This is a genomic window from Paenibacillus hebaui (assembly GCF_051934385.1).
Taxonomy (GTDB): domain Bacteria; phylum Bacillota; class Bacilli; order Paenibacillales; family Paenibacillaceae; genus Paenibacillus.
This window is the reverse complement of sequence record NZ_CP196836.1, coordinates 745,700-766,969: the sequence shown is the minus strand read 5'-3', so window position 1 is coordinate 766,969 and position 21,270 is coordinate 745,700. Positions and strand designations below refer to the sequence as shown.

Annotated in this window: 18 protein-coding genes and 1 other annotated feature; of the genes, 8 read left to right on the top strand and 10 right to left on the bottom strand. The window is 48.9% G+C overall.

The annotated features are described in order from the left end of the window. Positions 1-4: 4 nt before the first annotated feature. On the bottom strand, positions 5-799 hold the full coding sequence (locus ACR32F_RS03440; protein ID WP_440116176.1) for an ABC transporter permease: 795 nt from the start codon (positions 797-799) through the stop codon (positions 5-7). A gap of 1 nt (position 800) precedes the next feature. Further along, complete coding sequence (locus ACR32F_RS03435; RefSeq protein WP_440116174.1) at positions 801-1,847, bottom strand: ABC transporter ATP-binding protein; 1,047 nt, start codon at positions 1,845-1,847, stop codon at positions 801-803. A gap of 214 nt (positions 1,848-2,061) precedes the next feature. Here ACR32F_RS03435 and ACR32F_RS03430 point away from each other — a divergent pair, with 214 nt between their 5' ends. Next, complete coding sequence (locus tag ACR32F_RS03430) at positions 2,062-3,105, top strand: LCP family protein (RefSeq protein ID WP_440116172.1); 1,044 nt, start codon at positions 2,062-2,064, stop codon at positions 3,103-3,105. Between the two features lie 137 nt (positions 3,106-3,242). After that, complete coding sequence (locus ACR32F_RS03425) at positions 3,243-4,562, top strand: glutamate-1-semialdehyde 2,1-aminomutase (RefSeq protein WP_440116170.1); 1,320 nt, start codon at positions 3,243-3,245, stop codon at positions 4,560-4,562. Positions 4,563-4,757: 195 nt separating this feature from the next. On the opposite strand, the gene ACR32F_RS03420 is transcribed toward ACR32F_RS03425, so the two are convergent. Next, positions 4,758-6,143: a PLP-dependent aminotransferase family protein gene (locus ACR32F_RS03420; RefSeq protein WP_440116168.1), complete on the bottom strand. Its 1,386-nt coding sequence runs from the start codon at positions 6,141-6,143 to the stop codon at positions 4,758-4,760. A gap of 191 nt (positions 6,144-6,334) precedes the next feature. Here ACR32F_RS03420 and ACR32F_RS03415 point away from each other — a divergent pair, with 191 nt between their 5' ends. From ACR32F_RS03415 to ACR32F_RS03395, 5 genes are all read left to right on the top strand, one after another. Beyond that, positions 6,335-7,270 (top strand): DMT family transporter, encoded by a 936-nt coding sequence (locus ACR32F_RS03415; RefSeq protein WP_440116166.1) that lies wholly within the window; start codon positions 6,335-6,337, stop codon positions 7,268-7,270. A gap of 27 nt (positions 7,271-7,297) precedes the next feature. Next, positions 7,298-7,619, top strand: a binding site (T-box leader). A 384-nt stretch (positions 7,620-8,003) separates the two neighbouring features. After that, a complete protein-coding gene (trpS, locus tag ACR32F_RS03410) occupies positions 8,004-8,999 on the top strand; it encodes a tryptophan--tRNA ligase (RefSeq protein ID WP_440116164.1) in 996 nt (331 codons plus the stop codon). Between the two features lie 124 nt (positions 9,000-9,123). Continuing rightward, positions 9,124-10,005, top strand: coding sequence for a GerAB/ArcD/ProY family transporter (locus tag ACR32F_RS03405; RefSeq protein ID WP_440116162.1), 882 nt, complete (start codon positions 9,124-9,126; stop codon positions 10,003-10,005). Between the two features lie 203 nt (positions 10,006-10,208). Beyond that, positions 10,209-10,412, top strand: coding sequence for a hypothetical protein (locus tag ACR32F_RS03400; protein WP_440116160.1), 204 nt, complete (start codon positions 10,209-10,211; stop codon positions 10,410-10,412). A 52-nt stretch (positions 10,413-10,464) separates the two neighbouring features. Next, positions 10,465-10,869, top strand: a complete 405-nt coding sequence (locus tag ACR32F_RS03395) for a Ger(x)C family spore germination C-terminal domain-containing protein (protein WP_440116158.1) — start codon at positions 10,465-10,467, stop codon at positions 10,867-10,869. A gap of 77 nt (positions 10,870-10,946) precedes the next feature. On the opposite strand, the gene ACR32F_RS03390 is transcribed toward ACR32F_RS03395, so the two are convergent. Further along, positions 10,947-11,357, bottom strand: coding sequence for a sensory rhodopsin transducer (locus ACR32F_RS03390; RefSeq protein WP_440116156.1), 411 nt, complete (start codon positions 11,355-11,357; stop codon positions 10,947-10,949). A 96-nt stretch (positions 11,358-11,453) separates the two neighbouring features. Here ACR32F_RS03390 and ACR32F_RS03385 point away from each other — a divergent pair, with 96 nt between their 5' ends. After that, on the top strand, positions 11,454-12,821 hold the full coding sequence (locus tag ACR32F_RS03385; protein ID WP_440116154.1) for a hypothetical protein: 1,368 nt from the start codon (positions 11,454-11,456) through the stop codon (positions 12,819-12,821). A gap of 150 nt (positions 12,822-12,971) precedes the next feature. Here the strand turns inward: ACR32F_RS03385 and ACR32F_RS03380 are convergent, their stop codons facing one another. The 6 genes from ACR32F_RS03380 to ACR32F_RS03355 all read right to left on the bottom strand — a co-directional run bounded on the left by ACR32F_RS03380 (position 12,972) and on the right by ACR32F_RS03355 (position 20,989). Then, positions 12,972-14,180, bottom strand: coding sequence for a rhamnogalacturonan acetylesterase (locus ACR32F_RS03380; RefSeq protein WP_440119665.1), 1,209 nt, complete (start codon positions 14,178-14,180; stop codon positions 12,972-12,974). 99 nt (positions 14,181-14,279) lie between these two features. After that, on the bottom strand, positions 14,280-15,119 hold the full coding sequence (locus ACR32F_RS03375; protein WP_440116152.1) for a carbohydrate ABC transporter permease: 840 nt from the start codon (positions 15,117-15,119) through the stop codon (positions 14,280-14,282). Between the two features lie 2 nt (positions 15,120-15,121). Further along, entirely contained in the window at positions 15,122-16,024 is a 903-nt protein-coding gene (locus ACR32F_RS03370; RefSeq protein ID WP_440116150.1) for a carbohydrate ABC transporter permease, read from the bottom strand. A gap of 144 nt (positions 16,025-16,168) precedes the next feature. Next, complete coding sequence (locus tag ACR32F_RS03365) at positions 16,169-17,452, bottom strand: ABC transporter substrate-binding protein (RefSeq protein WP_440116148.1); 1,284 nt, start codon at positions 17,450-17,452, stop codon at positions 16,169-16,171. A gap of 221 nt (positions 17,453-17,673) precedes the next feature. Beyond that, entirely contained in the window at positions 17,674-19,227 is a 1,554-nt protein-coding gene (locus ACR32F_RS03360; RefSeq protein WP_440116146.1) for a response regulator transcription factor, read from the bottom strand. Next, positions 19,202-20,989: a sensor histidine kinase gene (locus ACR32F_RS03355; RefSeq protein ID WP_440116144.1), complete on the bottom strand. Its 1,788-nt coding sequence runs from the start codon at positions 20,987-20,989 to the stop codon at positions 19,202-19,204. Before ACR32F_RS03355 ends, ACR32F_RS03360 begins: the two co-directional genes overlap by 26 nt. Positions 20,990-21,270 lie beyond the last annotated feature (281 nt).

Below are 21,270 nucleotides of genomic sequence, written 5' to 3'. Positions count from 1 at the left end.
TCCGTTATCCCCCTTGCACGAACAGACGCTTGCGCGCCCGACGCCAGATCAGCATCATCGGAACGAGCAGTATGGCAAACCAGAACACCTGAATGCCGAGTACGCTCCAGATGGCTGTACCTTCCACTCTTCCGGTGAAAACCGAACCGGGCAGATACGTGATGGCCTGAAAAGGCAATACCTTCATCACCGCGGACATCCAGCCAGGGTACAGGCTGATCGGAATAATCAGACCGGAGAACAAATCGACCACTACGCGTTTCATACGCATCATGCCTTCATTGTTTTCCACAAAAAATGCTGCCAGCCCCGTAATGACATTAATCTGGGAATTAATGAGGAAACTGAAAAACAGCATGACCAGAAAGCCAATCCACGCGGATGGCGCTGTAGGCAGTTCAACCGGGAACAGCAGAATGGCAATGAGCATACCCGGAATCATGAGCAGCAGAAAGCGGAAAATGCCTTCACCGAGACCCTGCATCATTTTGACCATAACGTAATTGATCGGCCTTATGAATTGAATCGCAATGGAGCCATCCCGAATGTCTGCGGCAATCTCGCGATCCAGGTTGTTAAAATAAAAGGCACGTGCCATCCAGGATACGGCAATATAAGTGGTCATCTGAGCTGCCGTGAAGCCGCCAAGTTCACCACTGTTACCGTAAATGGCTTGCCAAGTAAAGTAATACACGCCAATATTCAGCGTATATATCAAAATGCCGGAGTAATAATTCACCCGATATGCAAGCATCGTCAGAAACCGGATGCGCATAAAATCAAAAAATGCACTATTCATCTCAAGACGCACCCGCCGCTTCGTTCCCTGCTCCCACAATCTCGGGACGCTCGGCGGAGCCGGATTGGTAAATACTGCGCACAATCTCATCCGTGTTGATCTCAATAATCTGAATATCGGTAATATCGGCCTGTCCAACGACACGTCCGAGTACATCCGAAACGTTCAGTTCCAGCGGAATCCAGACGGATGCGGACAATTCGTTCTCCACCGTCCAGCGCACAGGCAACGCAGCAGTCCATTCCTGCATCTGACTGATGTTATGACCTGAGCCAAACTTGAAGCGGATTTCCCGTTCCTTGCCCCACTGGGACTTCAGATGATCCAGGCCGCCATCATAGATGATGTTGCCCGCATCGAGCATGATAACCCGGGAACACAGGGCCTCAATGTCCTGTAAATCGTGGGTTGTGAGCAGAATGGTCGTTCCATGCTCCTTGTTCATGTCTTTCAGAAATTCCCGAATTTCCGACTTCACGACAATATCCAGACCAATGGTTGGCTCGTCCAGAAAAACAATACTCGGGTTATGCAATAACGCTGCCACTAACTCACAGCGCATGCGCTGACCGAGACTGAGCTTCCGTACCGGACGGCTTAGCAGATCCTGAAGCTGCAACCGCTCAACCAGTTCATCCAGCCTTTTGCGGAAATCGACCTCGCCCACACGATATACTTTGCGCAGCAGATGGAATGACTCGATGACGCCGATATCCCACCATAGCTGACTGCGCTGACCAAATACGACACCAATATTCTGTACAAACTTCTCCCGTTCCTGATACGGAACATATCCACCAACCGATATTTGCCCTGAAGTAGGTACCAAAATGCCGGTTAACATCTTGATCGTTGTTGATTTACCGGCACCGTTCTCCCCGATATATCCGCATATTTCGCCCCGGGGAATCTGAAATGAAATATCATTTACGGCCAATACCTCCTGGTATTGACGTGCAAACAGATCCTGGAAAGCGCCCTTAAGTCCACCTCGGCTTTTCTGGACACTAAACGACTTACGTAAATCTTTGACATCAATCGCCAGCATGATTATACCTCACTTGGATTTTGTTGAAATTGCTTGTAGCCCAAAAAGAAATTATAATGGTATCAGTCAAAATTCAGCAAGCTTTAAAATTAGTTTGGAGCCGCGTCCTCTGTCTGATATCGGAAAGAGACGTGCACGGAAAGCTTCGACTAGGTCATATTCGAATACTCGTACTCGTTTTTTTATTTCATCTCAAATACAAAGGAGAGCTAGCATGACCAGAAAGACGAAGAGAACCATCTGGATTTCTCTTGCTGCCTTCGTGTTAATTATCGGAGGAGCAGCCGCATATTATTTCGGTTCTATTCTCAATCAATTGGACGGTTTGCAGAAGGACGGTGACGACTCACCATTTGCCGGCATCACAAATGTGGAGAAAGTGAATACGCCAGATCCACCAAAATGGGAAGGCACAGAGACTGTGAACATTCTCGTTATGGGTGTCGATGCCCGCGGATTGAAAAAAGGGGAAGTTCCCCGTTCGGACAGCATGATGGTTGTATCGCTTGACCCGCTCACCAAAAAAATCAATCTGTTCTCCATTCTGCGCGACACATACGTCAATATTGAGGGGTATGGCAAAGAGCGGATCAATACGGCCATCACCCATGGTCCCAATGCAGCGATGCAAGCTGCCGGAGACCTGCTCGGCATTCCTGTACAGTATTATGTGTATACGGATTTCCAGGGATTCATCAAATTGGTGGATGCCGTTGGCGGTGTGGACTTTGATGTAGAGAAGGACATGCACTATACAAGCAAAGCAGACAATAACGAATATGATATTGATCTAAAAAAAGGTTATCAGCATCTGGATGGCGAGACAGCTCTCATGTACGTTCGTTTCCGTCATGATGCCATGTCGGATTTCGCTCGTTCCGAGCGCCAACGTGAGTTGTTGAAAGCTGTAACAACCAAAATGCAGTCGACGACAACCATTGCCAAGCTGCCAGCCATTCTGGAACAGGTTAACCCCTATGTCGATACGAATCTGACGCTCTCCGATATGTGGAAGCTGGGCGGACTCGGATACCAGAGCAGCATGAACGGCAGTGAGCAGATTCCGCCAATGAACCTGCTGAAGGAAGAACGTACAGCGGGCGGCTCTCAGGTGTTAACTGTCACTAACGAAGAGAAGTTGAAACAGCATATTCAGGATATTATTCATCCACCTGTTGAGCCGGAAGACAGCACGACTGGTATCGAGGATAAAACAGCCAGCAGTGAAGAACAAAAGTCAGAACGACTGGCTCAGTAATGAGGTTAAACATGCAGAGGGCAGCCATTACGCTGCCCTCTCGCTGTGCCCGGCTATAAAAATATGCGAACATCATCATATCATTCTGCAGCTTGTTAGTTTATTATACTTTTGGAATTACGAAAGGAAGTTATCTTATGAATACATCACGTTCCCGTTCCGAACTTCTATACGCAGAAGCACTTGAACATATTGTAGGAGGTGTTAACAGCCCCTCACGCTCGTTCAAAGCCGTTGGTGGCGGTGCACCTGTATTTATGAAAAAGGCCCAAGGCGCCCACTTCTGGGATGTCGACGACAACCGCTACATCGACTATCTGGCCGCTTACGGCCCGATTGTTACAGGACATGCCCACCCTCATATTACCCAGGCGATTACCGAAGCGGCTGCGAATGGCGTTCTGTATGGTACTCCGACTGAACTTGAGATCAAGCTCGCCAAGATGCTGAAGGAAGCCATTCCTTCCATGGACAAAGTTCGTTTTGTCAATTCAGGTACAGAGGCGGTCATGACCACCATTCGGGTAGCTCGTGCCTACACCAAACGCAACAAGATCGTAAAATTCGCCGGATGTTACCACGGTCACTCCGATCTGGTGCTTGTGGCTGCCGGTTCAGGCCCTTCCACGCTGGGTATCCCGGATAGTGCAGGGATTCCAACCAGTATTGCACAAGAGGTCATCACGGTGCCTTACAACGATCTGGAAAGCCTGAAAGCGGCACTGGAGCGTTGGGGTGACGATGTCGCTGCGGTAATGGTGGAGCCGATCGTTGGCAACTTCGGTATGGTCATGCCGGAACCCGGGTTCCTGGAAGGGCTTTGTGCCATGACACGGGCCAACGGCTCACTGGTCATTTATGACGAAGTCATCACGGCATTCCGTTTCCATTACGGTTCAACCCAAACCTATGCCGGACTCGATAATCATGCCGAGATCGAACCGGACCTGACTGCTCTTGGTAAAATCATTGGTGGAGGTCTGCCCATCGGTGCTTATGGTGGCCGTAAACAGGTCATGGAGCAGGTTGCTCCACTCGGTCCCGCATATCAAGCTGGAACCATGGCTGGTAACCCGGCATCCATCTCAGCGGGTATTGCCTGTCTGGAAGTCCTGCAAGGTGCGGGTGTATATGAGGAAATGGAACGTCTTGCTATTGATCTGACAACAGGCCTGCAGGCTTCTGCTGACCGTCATGGGATTGCATTGACGATCAACCGAATTCGCGGTGCATTCTCCACCCATTTCTGTGACCATCCGGTTACGAACTATGATCATGCCCAAGATACGGATGGAGAACTGTTCGCTTCCTTCTTCCGTCATATGTTGAACCGCGGCATTAACCTGGCTCCGTCCAAATATGAAGCCTGGTTCCTGACCACAGCACATACGTACAAGGATATTCAGGAAACATTGGAAGCGGCTGAAGCTTCCTTCAAAGCAATGGCTCAGGAATAAATAGAAGTACTCTATCCACCATGCACCGAACAAGCATTATGGATAATGGATCATGACTCACGGTAAAAGGCGTCCAACAAGTGATCAACTTGTGTGGACGCTTTTTGGTGTTAACTTACAGTTCGTGTGGGATCTATATATCGCCAGATGTATGAGGTGAACAACTTCATGTGTTGCTTGGTGTTATGTTCTTATTTATCGCTGCTTGATCTGTAGTTTCGATATCTCCTCACGAATGATTCGCATGCCTTGTTTGATTCGCTGCTTCGGTACATTGGATATGTTCAGCCTCAGCATTTTGCTCCGTTGTATCTCGGTTATGCCTTCTGGATAATATCGTTCTGTTGTATCGGCCATGACTCCCCGTTGTTCCAAGCGGGTCAACAACACGCTGAGAGGCAGATCCTCAGCCAGCGGCAGAACCGTATGCTCCCCTCCTGTACGCGGCGCGTTTGCAAATGGAGTGAACTCAGGAAAAGCATTGAGTTCTTGATGCAATGTGTTCATCCGGGCAGCATAGCGGCTGCGGATGACTTTGCCGTGATGAGCAAACATCCCATTGCGGATGTAGACCTCCAGTGCAGCCTGGGACAGGACCGCTGTGTCAATGTCGAGCATTTTTTTGTATTTATGGAACGCCTCGGCAAGTTCGGAAGGCAGAATGGCTACACCAATCCGCAGGCCGGGAAACAGAATTTTGGAGTAACTTTTCAGATAGATAACTCGCCCTTCAGTATCGTAGGACCATAACGGGTCCTGCTTGGTGTTATCTTCCAGATCTGCCAGGAAATCATCCTCTACGAGATAGACATCATAACGCTGCGCCAGCCGGATCAATCTCTTCTTCTCTGCAACCGTCAGGGACGTGCCAATCGGGTTGTGAAACCGCGGCATGACATAGAAAAATTTGATATCTCCATCGCGGAACTGTCGTTCAAGCGATTCCCAATCCAGACCGTTCAGCGAGCGGCTTACGCCAGCAATCGGTACATTCAGTCCCTTTAGCAGCGAAGGCATATTATGATAACCCGGAAGTTCCAGCATCACTTGTTTTTTCCCATTCGGAAAAGGCATTAATGCAAGAACAGCCAATGCCTGCTGCACCCCTGACGTAATAAAGAACTGCTCCTTGCGTGCAAACACCTGATAATCCGCAAATTGCTTTTGCAGCAATTCAATCAATGAAGGCAAGCCCCTCTCCGTTCCGTACAAAAACAAATCCGCCTGCTTCTTCTCCATTGCCTGGTCCACACAATGACGAAAATCGGAATAAGGGAACACCCGTGGATCAGGAGCTGCGGAGGCAAAATCCAGCGGTCCCTGCCACTCTCCATCCTCCACTGCGGCTCCATTCTGTACCGCATAATACCCCGACTGAGGCACAGCGTAGACCAGATGTCGTTCTTCCAACCACTCATATGCGCGTATAGCTGTACTTATACTGCATTGATATTGTTCGGCCAGAACACGCACAGCGGGGAGTTTGATGCCTTTGTCCTGCCATTGTCCACTGTGCTGTCGTCGCAATTGCTCCTGAATCCATTGCTTAAGTGATTCGGCGATGACTTCGTATTTTTTCATTGGATTCTGTCTCTCCCTCCAACTTCAGTCTTTCCTTAATTGTACCGGTACAGTACACATTTTTGTCTATTGTACCACTATTGGTCTGGCAGTATATTGAATAAGGCCAGCACAACACAGCGCAGACCAGCTCTGCTCTCGTGGCACCACAAATAAAGAATAGAATTGCAGTATTGATCGGAGGAGCCAACATGAAAAACTCTCAAACTCGAACATACGCTTATGTAGCTGCCGTTTTATATGCAGCCATTATCGGTTTATCTTTTCTATTTGTAAAAATGACGGTCACGGTGGCACATCCCATCGATGTACTGGCACACCGTTTTGCCCTGTCATTGCTCGTTATCAGCATCCCTGTCATTTTCGGATGGATCAAGATTAAGCTGACTCTGCGTGATCTGATGCGCATCATTCCGTTAGGGCTGCTCTCTCCTGTTTTGTTCTTTGCCTTTCAGGCATTCGGACTCGTCTCGTCTAATTCTTCCGAAGCAGGCATCATTCAGGCCATTGCCCCGGTATTCACCCTTCTTCTCGCCTCTATCTTTCTCAAGGAACGTACATCCGCCCTGCAAAAATTGTTCCTGCTGCTGTCCGTGGCAGGTGTAGTCTTTATTTTCGTAATGAAAGGTAGTGGAATGTCGGCTGGCAATTTTAAAGGTATTGCTTTACTGCTGCTCTCCACCGTTTGTTTTGCAGGTTATGGTGTGCTGGCGAGGCCTTTGGCTCAGAAATATAAACCGATGGAATTAACCTGGGTAACCCTGATGGTCGGTTTCCTGGTCTTCAATGCAGCATCCCTGATTCGTCATGCATCTAACGGAACCATGGTCGATTATGTAAAACCACTCTCAGAACCATCATACCTTGGGGCGCTGGCTTATCTTGCGATCCTCTCCACGATGATTTCCACGCTGCTGGCAAGTTATGCGTTGATCCATCTGGAAGCCTCCAAGATGAGTGTGTTCAGCAACTTCTCCACTCTGATATCCATTGCTGGCGGGGCCTGGATATTGCATGAGCCGGTACACGGTTACCACTTTGTCGGTGCCTTGCTTATCATCGCAGGTGTACTTGGCACCAATATGAGCGGTAGAAAACGCGAGCTGGTCAAGCCAATCAAAGCGTGATACAATGTGAAAAATTGTAAACGGATGTAATCAACGATGATGAAGAGAAGTACATAGGACAAGATGCTTCAGAGAGCCGGCGGATGGTGTGAGCCGGTGCATCCGTCCTGTGGAAATGGGCTTCGGAGTTCCAAGTTGAACGCGATCTGCACCTGTACTCAGGAGTATGGATCGTCAGTAGGCAAGGCGGCATGTTCAGCCGTTACTCATGAACAGGATATCGATAAGGCATATGCCGGCTTCCCGCAATTGGGATTTCCGCATGATGTGCCATCCGTATCCCTCAAGTGGGCCGCACAACCAGCGGCCAATCAAGGTGGCACCGCGAAGCATAAGCTTCGTCCTTCTATTCTGTTCCCGTCCGGGAAAACAGGATGAAGGACGAGGCTTTTTTTATTGAATTTCTATTTAAGTTCGCCTAAACATTTACACGATAACGGAGAGGACAGAAATAACCTGAAGAAGCGAAGCTAAAAGCTTTCTGAAAGAAAGCTACATCGAAAGCATACACTTCGCCTTTATCCCCAGATTTTCACCTTTGTAAAAGTGAATTTTAAAAAATCAGGGGATAACAGCGATCGGAAGGTTGTTCTGTCATCGGAGTGGCAAGTGTTAATATTCTTTAGTTCAACTTATAAAGATGCAGGCTGAAAGGAGGTGATGGTCGTGGAAGACGGCTGGTGGCGTCAGCATGAAATAATCGAAAAAATACAAACCCAAAGGAGAATAAACCATGAACACCAACAAAGATATTATTTTAACCGGAGACCGGACAACCGGACAGCTTCATCTCGGCCATTACGTGGGCAGCCTGCGCAGTCGAGTTCAATTACAGGACGAGTATACAACGTATGTTTTACTTGCAGACATTCAAGCACTCACTACCCATTATGATCAGCCGGAACTGATCGCGGACAGTGTGCATCAAGTTACGCTCGATTATCTCGCTGTAGGTATCGATCCCAACAAAGCTACCCTCTTCATCCAATCCATGATCCCTGAAATCGCCGAACTGACCGTCATCTTCTCCATGTTCGTGACCGTGAACAGCCTTCGGCACAACCCGACGATCAAGAGTGAAGCTCGTGACCGTGGCTATAAAGATCTCTATTATGGATTTCTCGGTTATCCTGTCAATCAGGCTGCCGATATTGCATTTTGCAAAGCAACTCTTGTTCCGGCAGGCGAAGACCAGATTCCACATATCGAAACAGCACGGAAACTGGTTCGGCGGTTTAATGAGTTATACGCTCCGGTTTTGCCTGAGCCGAAGATCCTAACCGGAGCGCGCCTGGGCGGACTTGATGGCATTGGAAAAATGAGCAAAAGCATGGGTAATGCAATCTCTTTGAATGCTCGTCCGGACGATGTCCATGCCAAGCTGACCAAAGCCAAGACAGACCCAGCGCGTATCCATCGTTCCGATCCCGGACACCCGGATATCTGCCCGGTATTCGCCTATCATCAGCTGTTCCGCAAGGAAAATGCAGAAGAAATCCATGCCAGTTGCAGCCAGGCAACGATTGGATGCAAGGAATGCAAGCGGTTGGCTGGCAATGCAATTAATGAGTTGCTTGGCCCCTTCCGTTCACGGCGACACTACTATGAGCAACGTGGAGATGAGGTGAAAGAGATTCTTGTTGAGGGGACACGCAGGGCTCGGAAAGTGGCGCGGGAAACGATGCTTGAAGTGAGAGAAGCGATGGGTATTCGTTATTTTGATATCTGAATGGACAAAATTGCTTGAAAACTGTTGAGACGGATGACATCGACGACATGGTTTCCTGTATGAAGCACCCCCATCACGTGAAGACTGCTGAGGACAGTCTATTGGGAAAAGGGGACCTCGCAGCATGAAAAGTACACAACCTTCTTTCTTGCAAGCCATGATGTTAATCATGTTATCTGTAGGCCTGCTCAGCCACGTTATGATTATCCCTGCCCTTTTGTCTTCAGCCAAAAGAGATGCCTGGATTTCGATTCTGTTGTCTGCAGGCCCTTATCTTTTATTCACTCTAATGCTTGCCTATGTCTCTCGTTTTCTCCAGCACCAAACATTGCATGAATGGCTGACTTCCCATCTTGGCAAACCTCTTGGCTTGCTGTTTCGGGTGGGAAACAGTCTCTTTTTTCTGTCCGTGATCTACTTCACTCTGCGTGATACGACCACCTGGGCCAAAACCAGTTACCTGACCGAAACGCCCGTATTGGTTACAAGTATTGCCTTTATATCTCTATGTGGCTATACCGCCTATAAAGGAATACGTTCTCTGGCGTTTACAGCAGGGTTGATCTTGCCTCTTGTTGTGCTGCTCGGGTTCTATGTTGCTATCGTTAATGCACAATACAAGAATTACAGTCGTCTGCTGCCTGTACTTGAACACGGTTGGCAGCCTGTGCTTCATGGCATGGTCTACAGTCTTGCTGGCATGTTTGAGTTGCTATTCATCTGGTACTTACAGCCCCACCTCTCCAAACGTATACGCGTATGGCAGTACCTGATGCTCGCAGCAATTATTCTGGGGCTGACACTTGGCCCGCCATTGGGGCTATTGTGGAATTCGATCCGTTTGAGGCGGCCAAAATGCGATATCCAGCCTTTGAGGAATGGCGAATTGCCTCCTTGGGCAAATATATTGCCCAGACAGATTTCTTTTCTATCTACCAGTGGCTTGCCGGCGCTTTTACCTGGATTAGTCTGGCCAGTATATTTTGATCGAAATTTGGAATATTAAGAGCGCCTCCAGAAGGATCATCAGTTGCGCTTCGTTAGCTGTCATATTTGTATTTGCTATGATGTACCCTCTGGATGATATGACATTCGAAAAGCTGCTTGTCCACTACATATTTCCGATCAATCTCATGTATCTGAGCGGACTAGCGGTAATTGCAACAGCAGTTGCATTCATCAGTTCACGCCATCAGAGGAGGAAACATCATGGAGCATCAAACGATTGACACCACGTCCCATGAAACGCTGCTTGCCTCTTTGGAAGAGCAGTTCAGTCCCTGCGCTGATGTTGTGATTCAAACCTTTCCTGCCAAAGATGAAGCCGACTTATCGGTCATTATGGTTTATTGCGAAGGCTTGGCGGACAATTGCTGCTCATTTTCGGAAACGGTGATCAGTCCTGCAGTCTAGATATTGCGAGCATCCCGGGTCGAACCCCCGAGATCGAGTCTATCAGTATCCGTTGTACGTTTACAAGAATGGAGGAAAGTCTCCTGAGCTGACTCTCCGGCTTAACCATCCAAAAACGACCATCAAGGCGAGAAAAGAAGGAAATGGTGTTACCTTTGACCTGGTTACTTCGATTAAAGGTACCATCACCGAGGATCATGGTGCTCCCCGGTCTCCCCGTCCCATGGAAGTGGAAGCCGGTAAACAGATCGAGTCTGAAATACGTGAAACGTTTGAGAAAACCAAATTACGCAAGATCGATACCTACGGTCTTGTGGAACACCTCTATCGACATGACCTCCCCCTATGGAGACAAATCGTGCATCAACGGGCTAATCCACTGGAACGATTCAAACTCGGAAAGGTGCAGGTTCACGTGAAAATCCTCAATGCCAACACGTATAAATACAATGAGTAGTGCAAAAAGACGATCGGCAGCCTGCAGTTCATGCAAGGTTACTGATCGTCTTTGCTTTTCATGATTCACATGTTTGCCTATGCCGACGGAAACGCCATCACACTCATCAGTGCCAGCTCAGGCTGGGTTGTATCCAGACGACTGTACTGGATGATTACCGGAACATTACTGGAGACGGTAATGGCATAGGGTACTCCCGCGAGAATAAACTGCTCATTCGATCTTAGCGAGGCTGTCCGAATATGCTTTGTTCTTCGCGCAGGGACTATAGCCGTGATATCTTCGAGCGGTTCTCTGTCTTCGAAGTAGACCGTTATTTGCAGTTGTGCATCCGCTGTACCTGTATTTAATACACAGATGCTCTCATGACTCTCCAGTGCGCCTGAGCTTTCCGGTGGGATGTAACCATCGGGAATTACCCAGTAGGTGTGACCTGTGGCTGTGGGAGATATTTCACGTGCTGAAGTGTTCGGCTGATCCTGTGGCATATATATCCTCCTTTGCGGATGCAATAATTAGATTAAAAACACGGGGGGGCTCGCTGGGCGGACGCTTCGGCGGGTGGATCGGGCTGTGGGCCGCTGTTGGCTCGGGATTTCTGTTCATTCCCCCTTAGCAGGGGAAATCCCGCTCCAAAGGCGGACGCTTCGCTCCCACTGCTCCGATTCCGCCCTTCTTCGCTGCATCGCTCGCCATGGCTTTTTAAAGGCGTATTGCCTTGGCTCACTCGCTGGGCAACTTTATTTGCTCGTTACTTCGTTAACTCGCTTAATAAAAGCAAGGCGACTCGCGGGGCAGTCGCTTCGGCGGGTGGATCGGGCTGTGGGCCGCTGTTGGCTCGGGATTTCTATCCATTCCCCCTCAGCAGGGGAAATCCCGCTCCAAAGGTGGACGCTCCGCTCCCACGGCTCCGATTCCGCCCTTCTTCGCTGCATCGCTCGCCATGGCTTTCTAAAGGCGTATTGCCTTCGCTCACTCGCTGGGCAACTTTATTTGCTCGTTACTTCGTTAACTCGCTTAATAAAAGCAAGGCGACTCGCGGGGCAGTCGCTTCGGCGGGTGGATCGGGCTGTGGGCCGCTGTTGGCTCGGGATTTCTGTTCATTCCCCCTTAGCAGGGGAAATCCCGCTCCAAAGGCGGACGCTTCGCTCCCACTGCTCCGATTCCGCCCTTCTTCGCTGCATCGCTCGCCATGGCTTTTTAAAGGCGTATTGCCTTGGCTCACTCGCTGGGCAACTTTATTTGCTCGTTACTTCGTTAACTCGCTTAATAAAAGCAAGGCGACTCGCGGGGCAGTCGCTTCGGCGGGTGGATCGGGCTGTGGGCCGCTGTTGGCTCGGGATTTCTATCCATTCCCCCTCAGCAGGGGAAATCCCGCTCCAAAGGTGGACGCTCCGCTCCCACGGCTCCGATTCCGCCCTTCTTCGCTGCATCGCTCGCCATGGCTTTCTAAAGGCGTATTGCCTTCGCTCACTCGCTGGGCAACTTTATTTGCTCGTTACTTCGTTAACTCGCTTAATAAAAGCAAGGCGACTCGCGGGGCAGTCGCTTCGGCGGGTGGATCGGGCTGTGGGCCGCTGTTGGCTCGGGATTTCTGTTCATTCCCCCTTAGCAGGGGAAATCCCGCTCCAAAGGCGGACGCTTCGCTCCCACTGCTCCGATTCCGCCCTTCTTCGCTGCATCGCTCGCCATGGCTTTTTAAAGGCGTATTGCCTTGGCTCACTCGCTGGGCAACTTTATTTGCTCGTTACTTCGTTAACTCGCTTAATAAAAGCAAGGCGACTCGCGGGGCAGTCGCTTCGGCGGGTGGATCGGGCTGTGGGCCGCTGTTGGCTCGGGATTTCTATCCATTCCCCCTCAGCAGGGGAAATCCCGCTCCAAAGGTGGACGCTCCGCTCCCACGGCTCCGATTCCGCCCTTCTTCGCTGCTACGCTCGCCATGGCTTTTTTAAAAAAATCATGCCTTCGCTCATTCGCTGGGCAGCTTTGCCAACTCGTTACTTTGTTAACTCGCTTAATGCAAATACAGGCGCACAGGACTTAAAATCCTGCGGTGATTAGCCTTCTTTAGCGGTTGAATTGGGTCCTCTACGATTACTCGTCTACCGCAAATACATTTGCAATGACTGTAAACGCAGCTCGCGGATCGCTTCCGCCACCTGCTTGGCAAGGCGCCGGGCACCGCGCTCTTGAAAGTGTGTGTTATCCTCCACGCCTGACGGAAAGTTTACAAACTCACCCGGCAGCACCCACATAAAATCATCCTTGCTGCCTTCCACTCCCGCCTGCTCGAACAGAACACGGCTGCGCTCTGCCAGATCGATCAGCGGAACCTCTTCCTCTTCCGCCAGCTCACGCACGGCGATGATATAATCGCCATGGGTATCGGTCAATGTGCCGTCATCCGCGAAGTAGCGTCGGTGCACAGGGGTTATGAGCACCGGACGAGCCTTCGCTTCGCGGGCAGCATCGATATACTTTTTCAAATATTCCTTATATGTTGTGAATGGATCCGTCCCACGTTCAGGGTCCGGCTTCTCATCGTTATGTCCAAATTGAATAAACAAGAAATCCTCCGCCTTAATTCGCTCCATAATGGCGCTCAATCTGCCTTCATGGATGAAACTGCGGGAACTTCGGCCTGACTGTGCATGATTATCCACGGCCACATCATGTTTGAACTGTGCAGGCAACAGCTGGCCCCAACCGCAATACGGATATCCATTTTCCGGCTGATCCGTTACAGTTGAATCCCCGGCAAGAAATACGGTCATCGTCTGATTCGCACGGGTGATCTCCAATGCATTGATTCTCGGTGCAGGACCAGAGAAGGACAGACGAAGTCTGCCGCCGCGAACAACTACCGAGAAACGCACCTCTGCGCATTGCCCGGGAAGTGTGCGAATGGTTGGCAGTACAAGCCTGCCCTCACCAGCTTTAACACGAGTTACTGTCTCGGCTAACTCATCTCCTGCAACAAGTAATACTTGATAGGTACCATCGGGAAGATCCACGATAAGCGATGCCTTGAGCGGAATACAGAAGCTTGAACGTAATCGGGCAGACATGGTAGTCTGCCCCTGAATGCTATGATGTTGTATTGCGATATCCGACCCATCGTCATCACTAATCCGTTGTTTTTCATACACCAGAGAACCGGCTTCGAATCCGTATCCTCTATCGTCCTCATATGCGGTTGTTGCAGTCACTTTCAGATAATCCTCTGTCTCATCTGCTCTTCCCGAGTCCGGTCCAAAGTTAAACTTCCAGCTGGTAACGGACGCTGCGTGGCCCTCTGCCGCTACCTCCATGGCAACAGCCTGACTACCCTGAGCTTTATTCAAAAGGAACAACCTCCTTTGTTTAACTTTCGTAGACTTTCATTCGGGCTTGGAGCCAGTGAATCCTGCTTAACCTTTCAGTCCGCTGGTGCTCATGCCCTGAACAATTTGTTTCTGGAAGATGAAGAACACAGCAACCACCGGAACCAGACTGACAATAGACATCGCGAACATCGCTCCCCAGTTGGAGGCAGATTCACTATCCAGGAACATTTTCAGCGCCATCGACACAGTATATTTCTCAGGCGAGTTCAGGTACAGCACCGGACCGAGCAGATCCTCCCATCTCCAGTAGAAGGAGAAGATGGCTGCGGTCGCCAGAGATGACTTGATGAGCGGCATAATAATCTGAATATACAATCTGAATTTGTTACAACCGTCAATCGTTGCCGCCTCATCCAGCTCCTTCGGAATGGTTCGAATGAACTGCACCATCAGGAAGATGAAGAACGGCATTCCGAAGAACGTTGGTACAACGATTGGCAGAATCGTATTCAGCCAGCCCAGCTTTGTAAAGATAATGTATTGTGGAACCAATACCACGTCATGTGGCAGCATCAGCGTCAACATCATAAGGGAGAACCAGAAGCTGCGTCCCTTGAAGTTAAGTCTGGCAAAACCGAAAGCGATCAGCGATGACGATATCACGGCACCGATTGTGGAAATAACCACGATGACAAGTGAATTGGTGATGTAATCCATGAACGGTCTTCCAGCTGTTCCTTTCCAACCATCCACATAGTTACTCCAGATCCACTCCGTAGGAAAAAGAGTATCCGCAGTGACGAAGATCGTACGGCTTTCCTTGAATGAACTGAACAGCATCCAGAGTACGGGATAGAGCATCAGGAGGGCAAGAGCGGCAACGAACAGGTGATAAATGGGCCATTTCACATTTCTCCAAACCATCGTTACTTCCCTCCTTCAGATTCGTAGAACACCCAGAACTTGGATGTCAGGAACACGGCTACCGTGAGCAAACCGATCATGATCAGCATGATCCAGGCCATTGCCGAAGCATAACCCATGTTGTTAAACATAAATGCCTGACGGAACAGATACAGGGAGTACAGCATGGTACCATCCATTGGACCGCCTTCTCCTTTGGAGATAATGTAGGCAGGTACAAACGTCATGAATGCACCAATTGTTTGCATAATCATATTGAATAGAACGATCGGGCTAAGGAGCGGCAAGGTAATGCTGAAAAATTTCCGAACAGGATTCGCACCATCCACACCTGCTGCCTCGTACATCTCAGTGGGGATATTTTTAAGACCAGCCAGGAAGATCAGCATGGACGAACCGAACTGCCACACAGACAGTGAGATGAGCATAACCAGGGACGCATTCGGGTCACCAAACCAGCTGATAGGTCCAATCCCGATTGCCGTTAGCGCGCTGTTGACCACACCTTCATTACTGAAAAGGTTACGCCACATAATGGATACAGCCACACTGCCGCCGATAATGGATGGCAGGTAGTACAAGGTACGATACGTTCCAACCATGCGAGAACCCGTATTGAGGATCATCGCTACGAAGAGGGCAAAGATCAGTCTTAGTGGCACGCCAATGAACACATACAGGAACGTGACCTTCACCGAGTTCCAATACTTTGGATCATCAAAAAACATTTTGGTGTAGTTGTCCATCCCGATCCACCGCGGGGAAGTGAACAGGTTATAACTCGTAAACGACATATATAGGGATACAAACATCGGGATAAGGGTAAAACCCAGAAAACCGATAATAAACGGACTTATAAATGCGTACCCGGTTAGATTTCTGCGCAACGACGAATACTGCCTCAACGGGAACAAACCTCCTTTATTGATCCGCTTGCTCCCCACCACCTGGCTATTCAATGACTGGACGGGGAAAGGCCCTCGCGGTAAGCGAGTAGCCTTATTCCCGTCCATCCCCGTGGCAGAGATGAGCAAGCCATCATTCAACTGTTATTTATTGTTCGCAAGCACAGATTCGGCGTTTTTACGGAATGTTGCTGCCGCTTGTTCCGGTGTGATCTTGCCAAAGTTCAACTCTTCAACCACATCTGCCAGAGATGAGATTACTTCAGGTGAACCAACCGGTGGTGGAGGGCTCATTGGTGAAGCCTTAGGCTCCATGGCTGCTACGAATTCAAAGACCTGTTTCGTTGCATCACTCAGCTCAGGTGCGATGGCTTCTTTGATTGCTCCTGAGATTGGCACACCGCGCTCACCTTTGATCAGTTTGTTGGCTTCCACGTCATTCACCCAGAAATCGATGAATTTAGCCGCTTCTTCCTTCACTTTCGAGTTGGATGTTACACCCCAGTACATACTTGGTTGCATATAAAGTCCTTTTTCCATATCCGGTCCTGGCATTGGAGCGATTTCGAGCGGACGGTTCGCTACCTGTTGCAATGCTACGAACTGGTTGGACCATTGCCATACGCCAATTCCTTTTTCCTTCACCAGATCCGATTCCTCAATAATGCCCTTGGTTTGGTTGGCTACATCCGGTGTTGGTGCTGCGCCCTGTTCAATCATGCGACGCATAAGTCCGAAGAACTCAACAAACAATTGGTCATCATCATAGCCAAGACCTGTTCCTTCCGCATTGTATAGCGACAACCCTTTGGTACGCAGGAAGTAGTGGAAGAAAATATCCGGGGCTACCCCGCCATCCAAATACAGGCCTTTATCTGCGGCTTGTTTACCCAATGCCTCATACGATTCCCATGTTACATTTTCGGGGAATGTATCCACACCCGCTTTTTTGAGCAAGGCAGGATCATATTGGAAGCCCAGCACGTTAACACCGGCAGGTACGCCGTATTGTTTGCCGTTAATTACGCCTGTGCTAATAACGTTCTCGGACACATCGTCCACTTTGATCTGTTTGCCCAGATATGGCGCCAAATCTTCTAGCTGACCATTCTGTGCATATTGACTGATGTAAGAAATATCCATCTGAACAATGTCAGGCAATTGATTGGCTGCTGCTTGTGGTGCGAGCTTTTTCCAATAGTCATCAAATGAAGCATATTCCACATCAATTTTGACATTCGGGTTTTTCGTTTTGTACAGGTCGATAACCTTCTGTGTATATTCATGCCGTGCATCCGAGCCCCACCAAGCGATCCGCAGGGTAACCGATCCATCCGAAGACCCCTGTTCGCTTCCTCCACCTGAGCTACATGCCGCTGTAAAAACGAGCAATGCAGCCATCATCAGGAATATCGCCTTTTTCACCATGCCAATCTCCCCTTTTATCTTGATATGGTTGTGTGAACGAGTTATCTCCTCGTTTCTGATAACGCTTTCACAATCTTGTTAATGTCATTTTCGCAAATGTACGACCAGAGTTGAATACACAAAACCGTCTTGTTGGTTCAAAAAACAGAGGAGGACAACAGTACACCTCACGGCGCTGTTTGTCCTCCTCTTACATCAACCACAGGAGCGTTTGCCAATTGTTAGTTGCTTCTTTTTCGGAATTCCGTAGGTGTCATACCAGTCCACTTTTTGAATACCTGACTGAAATATTGCGAGTTACCTCCGAATCCGAACAATTCAGCCAGCTCAAATACTTTCACATCTCCACCTCTGCGAATATGATCACACGCTCGTTCAATGCGCAGACGATTCACATAGTTGGAGAAGTTCTCTCCAGTCACTTTTTTGAAAATTTTCCCTAGATAGTCCGGATTCATATACAACATCTGATAGGCGACCCCGTTGAGCGAAAGATCCGCTTCACCATAATTCTGATCCACAATATCCATCATCTTCTCCACGGCTGAGGACTGACGACTAATATGGTTTTTGTAATAACCGGAGGTCAACCGGGCTGCACTGCTTGCGACAAAAGATTTCAGACCGGACAGCGTATCAATATGGGATAATTCAGCCATACGTTGAGTAAACTCCGTCGCCTCTTCCGGCGGACAGACATGAATCATGGCAGAGTACAACTGCACCACATAGGAACGGGTAACCCCGATTTCCAGCTGCTGACCGGATAATACATCGAACAGGCGATCAATCTCTGCAGCGGCTTCCTCTGTATTGCCCGATTTGATCAACTGACATAGCCGCTCTGCATCCTGTTCCACATGCAACCCGTCGCATTCTCCGGCCAGAACCAGATCATTCTTGGTAATCAGCTTACCCTCACCGATAAAAAAGCGGTGGTTCAGATATTGCAGTGCCTCACGAAACAACCGCCGGGACTGGATCATTCGATCTGCATCACTCAGCGCAGCGGTCACTTCCAATTTATATAGTCTCGTAAACGCACCCCGGACTTCCTCAATGCTCTCCTTCAGTCCAGCAGGATCAGCAGAGTCCGCGAGCAAAATCAGAAGTTTACCTTCAATGGTTGTGCTTAACAGGACGTGAGGCAGCAGATCGCTGGCGATATTTTTGATCGCAAATAAATGACTGTAATCATGTTCATCCGCAATCCGGAACAACAGTAGCCGAACTTCGTTCTCCTCAAGCTCCAGTTCAAAAAGCTCCTGATAATACTCCAGATCAACTGGCCCATAGGTTCGGTTCGTCATAAACTCCAGCAGAAATTGCTCCTTCACATGGGGAAGAACCCGTTGCAGCCGCTGTTTCATCTCTCCAGCCACATGTTCCCTCACCTGGACATCCTGTTGCTCCTGAAGCAGTTCTGACAGCGCATCATGAATCTGGTTCTCATTGCAGGGCTTTAGCAAATAATGCTTCACTCCGTATTGCATGGCCCGCCGAGCATATTCGAACTCCTTGTACCCGGACAACATAATAAATTTCAGTCCAGGGTAAGCTTCAGATGCCTTTTCGATCAGTCCGAGACCATCCAGACCCGGCATGGAAATATCGGTAATGATGATATCCGGTCTCGATTGCCCGATTTTGTCCAATGCTTCAATCCCGTTCCTCGCCGTACCCACCAGTTCCGTTCCTGCTGCGGCCCAATCGACCACTTGCGAGATCCCCTCCAGAATCACACGTTCATCATCTACGAGCATCACTTTGTACATCGTCATCGTCCTCTCTGATCCAAGGTATTCTGATCGATACTACGGTTCCTGATCCGGGTTTGCTGCTCAGTATCATCTCCCCTTCGTCACCAAAGGTAAGTCTGATCCGTTCCTGAATGTTGGATAATCCAATTCCCTGTCCCCTTGTCTGCACGCGTCCTTCGTGCAATCGCTCCAGAAACTCAGGAGTCATACCCGGCCCATCATCCTCCACTTCAATGATCACCTGATCGCCATCCGCTCTCGCCCGAATTCGAATCCGGCAAGGATCAATACTGGGTTCAAGTGCATAATGGATGGCATTCTCAACTAGAGGCTGCAACGTCAATTTCGGAATTCGGGCAGTTCCTACCTCAGGGGCAATGTCCATGTCAAAATCAAGTCTTTCCTCAAAACGAGTGCGCTGAATCGTCACATAACTGCGAACAATATCCAGCTCCCTTTCCAACGTAATCCACTTCTCGGACATATTCACTGAGCTGCGCAGCAGAAACCCAAGAGCCTCCACCATTTCGGAGATCTGACGCTGCTTCTGCACTTTAGCCAGCCAGTTGATGGATTCGAGCGTATTATATAGAAAATGCGGGTTGATCTGCGCCTGAAGCGCTTTCAATTCCGTCTCGCGAATGACGAGTTGCTTCGCATAATTCTCATCGATCAATTCACGTATGCGTTGAAGCATCATCTTGAACGTGCGGTGCAGCAGCCCAACCTCATTCTGCGGAGACAGCGGGACATTGCCGAGTGCGGCTTCCTCCAGCTTGTCCAGATCCCCTTTTTCGATGTTACGCATTTTCTTGATCAACTGGGCGATCGGGTGTGTAATACTGCGGGAAAATTTCGCTCCAAAGATAAGCGCGGCTAGAAAAATCATAATGAAGATAACCGTTACCAACTGTTTGACAAACTGGATCTGTTTAAACATCTGGTCAAAGGGTGTCGTGTACAAATAGATCCAATCCGTATAGGAAGAATGGGCACGAGCGACAAAATGCCTGCCCTGCTCAAACATGGCAATCCCATAAGGCTGGGTTCGCTTCAGCTCAGACTCAATTTCGGACTTACTGACAGATGATGCTGTTGGATAGATCACTTCTTTTCCATCCGTAATCACTAATTGTGAGTCTTCTGCCGGATCTTGCATCTGATCCTGCACAATTCGATCCAGTCGCACACGGATAATCAGTGTCCCGAGCTTTTCCAGTGTGAACGCTCCGCCAGTGAATGATTTCACCTGTCTTACCGACAACAACCTTGCCTGACGATCCCCTCCTGAATACCATGCATTGGACCCCGAATAGTCCTGGCCTAGCGTGATCAGTTCCGATTGCATCGTTTGAGAGATACCCTCCCGGTTGCCGGCAGCCATAATATTATTATCATTATCAATGAACAGCATGGAATAGACGTATTTCTCCGATCCGGCATATGCGACAAGACGATTCGTAATTTTTTTACGAAGTCCATTTTTCGCGTAACCCGTATCAGCCTGTTCCAACTGAAGCAGGTATTGCTGTAGTGGCTCATCAGACATCACTTTGAAGGATAGATTGGAAATCTCCCGCAGTTGATTCTCGATGCCCACTGAAGACATATTCAGCACCTGCGAGGATTTCTCATAGATCTGACGGTCATAGATACTGAACACGTATCTCAGAACAGATACGTAGAACGTAAAGCTGATCAACATCAAAAGCCCGATAAGAAGAATGGTTTTATGATGAATCGGCAATGTCGTGAAAGCGCTCTTAATTTTACTCATCCAAAACGCTCCTTTGGCTTTCGAAGGGTGCTGTCATCCTATCTGTTTTTGCTCTACTGTAAGTTATTTTCATATTTACACATCCATGGGCAGATGACAAGTCATATTTATGCAACATTATAGGTCATTATCGATGGGTTTACACAATGCTCAGTTCCAAAACAGATAAAAAAGTTCTGTTTCGTCTAATACAGTTACTATAACTCCAACCGCTCTAAATAATGGTGATGTAGGAAGTCAAAATCTTATTTCAAATGTTATTAAAAAGGCAATCACTTCTG

Excerpts from the sequence above, each read along its gene's own strand:
- ACR32F_RS03440 (WP_440116176.1), bottom strand. The coding sequence starts at position 799 with ATGAATAGTGCATTTTTTGATTTTATGCGCATCCGGTTTCTGACGATG.
- ACR32F_RS03435 (WP_440116174.1), bottom strand. The coding sequence starts at position 1,847 with ATGCTGGCGATTGATGTCAAAGATTTACGTAAGTCGTTTAGTGTCCAG.
- ACR32F_RS03430 (WP_440116172.1), top strand. The coding sequence starts at position 2,062 with ATGACCAGAAAGACGAAGAGAACCATCTGGATTTCTCTTGCTGCCTTC.
- ACR32F_RS03425 (WP_440116170.1), top strand. The coding sequence starts at position 3,243 with ATGAATACATCACGTTCCCGTTCCGAACTTCTATACGCAGAAGCACTT.
- ACR32F_RS03420 (WP_440116168.1), bottom strand. The coding sequence starts at position 6,143 with ATGAAAAAATACGAAGTCATCGCCGAATCACTTAAGCAATGGATTCAG.
- ACR32F_RS03415 (WP_440116166.1), top strand. The coding sequence starts at position 6,335 with ATGAAAAACTCTCAAACTCGAACATACGCTTATGTAGCTGCCGTTTTA.
- trpS (WP_440116164.1), top strand. The coding sequence starts at position 8,004 with ATGAACACCAACAAAGATATTATTTTAACCGGAGACCGGACAACCGGA.
- ACR32F_RS03405 (WP_440116162.1), top strand. The coding sequence starts at position 9,124 with ATGAAAAGTACACAACCTTCTTTCTTGCAAGCCATGATGTTAATCATG.
- ACR32F_RS03400 (WP_440116160.1), top strand. The coding sequence starts at position 10,209 with ATGGAGCATCAAACGATTGACACCACGTCCCATGAAACGCTGCTTGCC.
- ACR32F_RS03390 (WP_440116156.1), bottom strand. The coding sequence starts at position 11,357 with ATGCCACAGGATCAGCCGAACACTTCAGCACGTGAAATATCTCCCACA.
- ACR32F_RS03380 (WP_440119665.1), bottom strand. The coding sequence starts at position 14,180 with ATGGAGGTAGCGGCAGAGGGCCACGCAGCGTCCGTTACCAGCTGGAAG.
- ACR32F_RS03375 (WP_440116152.1), bottom strand. The coding sequence starts at position 15,119 with ATGGTTTGGAGAAATGTGAAATGGCCCATTTATCACCTGTTCGTTGCC.
- ACR32F_RS03365 (WP_440116148.1), bottom strand. The coding sequence starts at position 17,452 with ATGGTGAAAAAGGCGATATTCCTGATGATGGCTGCATTGCTCGTTTTT.
- ACR32F_RS03360 (WP_440116146.1), bottom strand. The coding sequence starts at position 19,227 with ATGTACAAAGTGATGCTCGTAGATGATGAACGTGTGATTCTGGAGGGG.
- ACR32F_RS03355 (WP_440116144.1), bottom strand. The coding sequence starts at position 20,989 with ATGAGTAAAATTAAGAGCGCTTTCACGACATTGCCGATTCATCATAAA.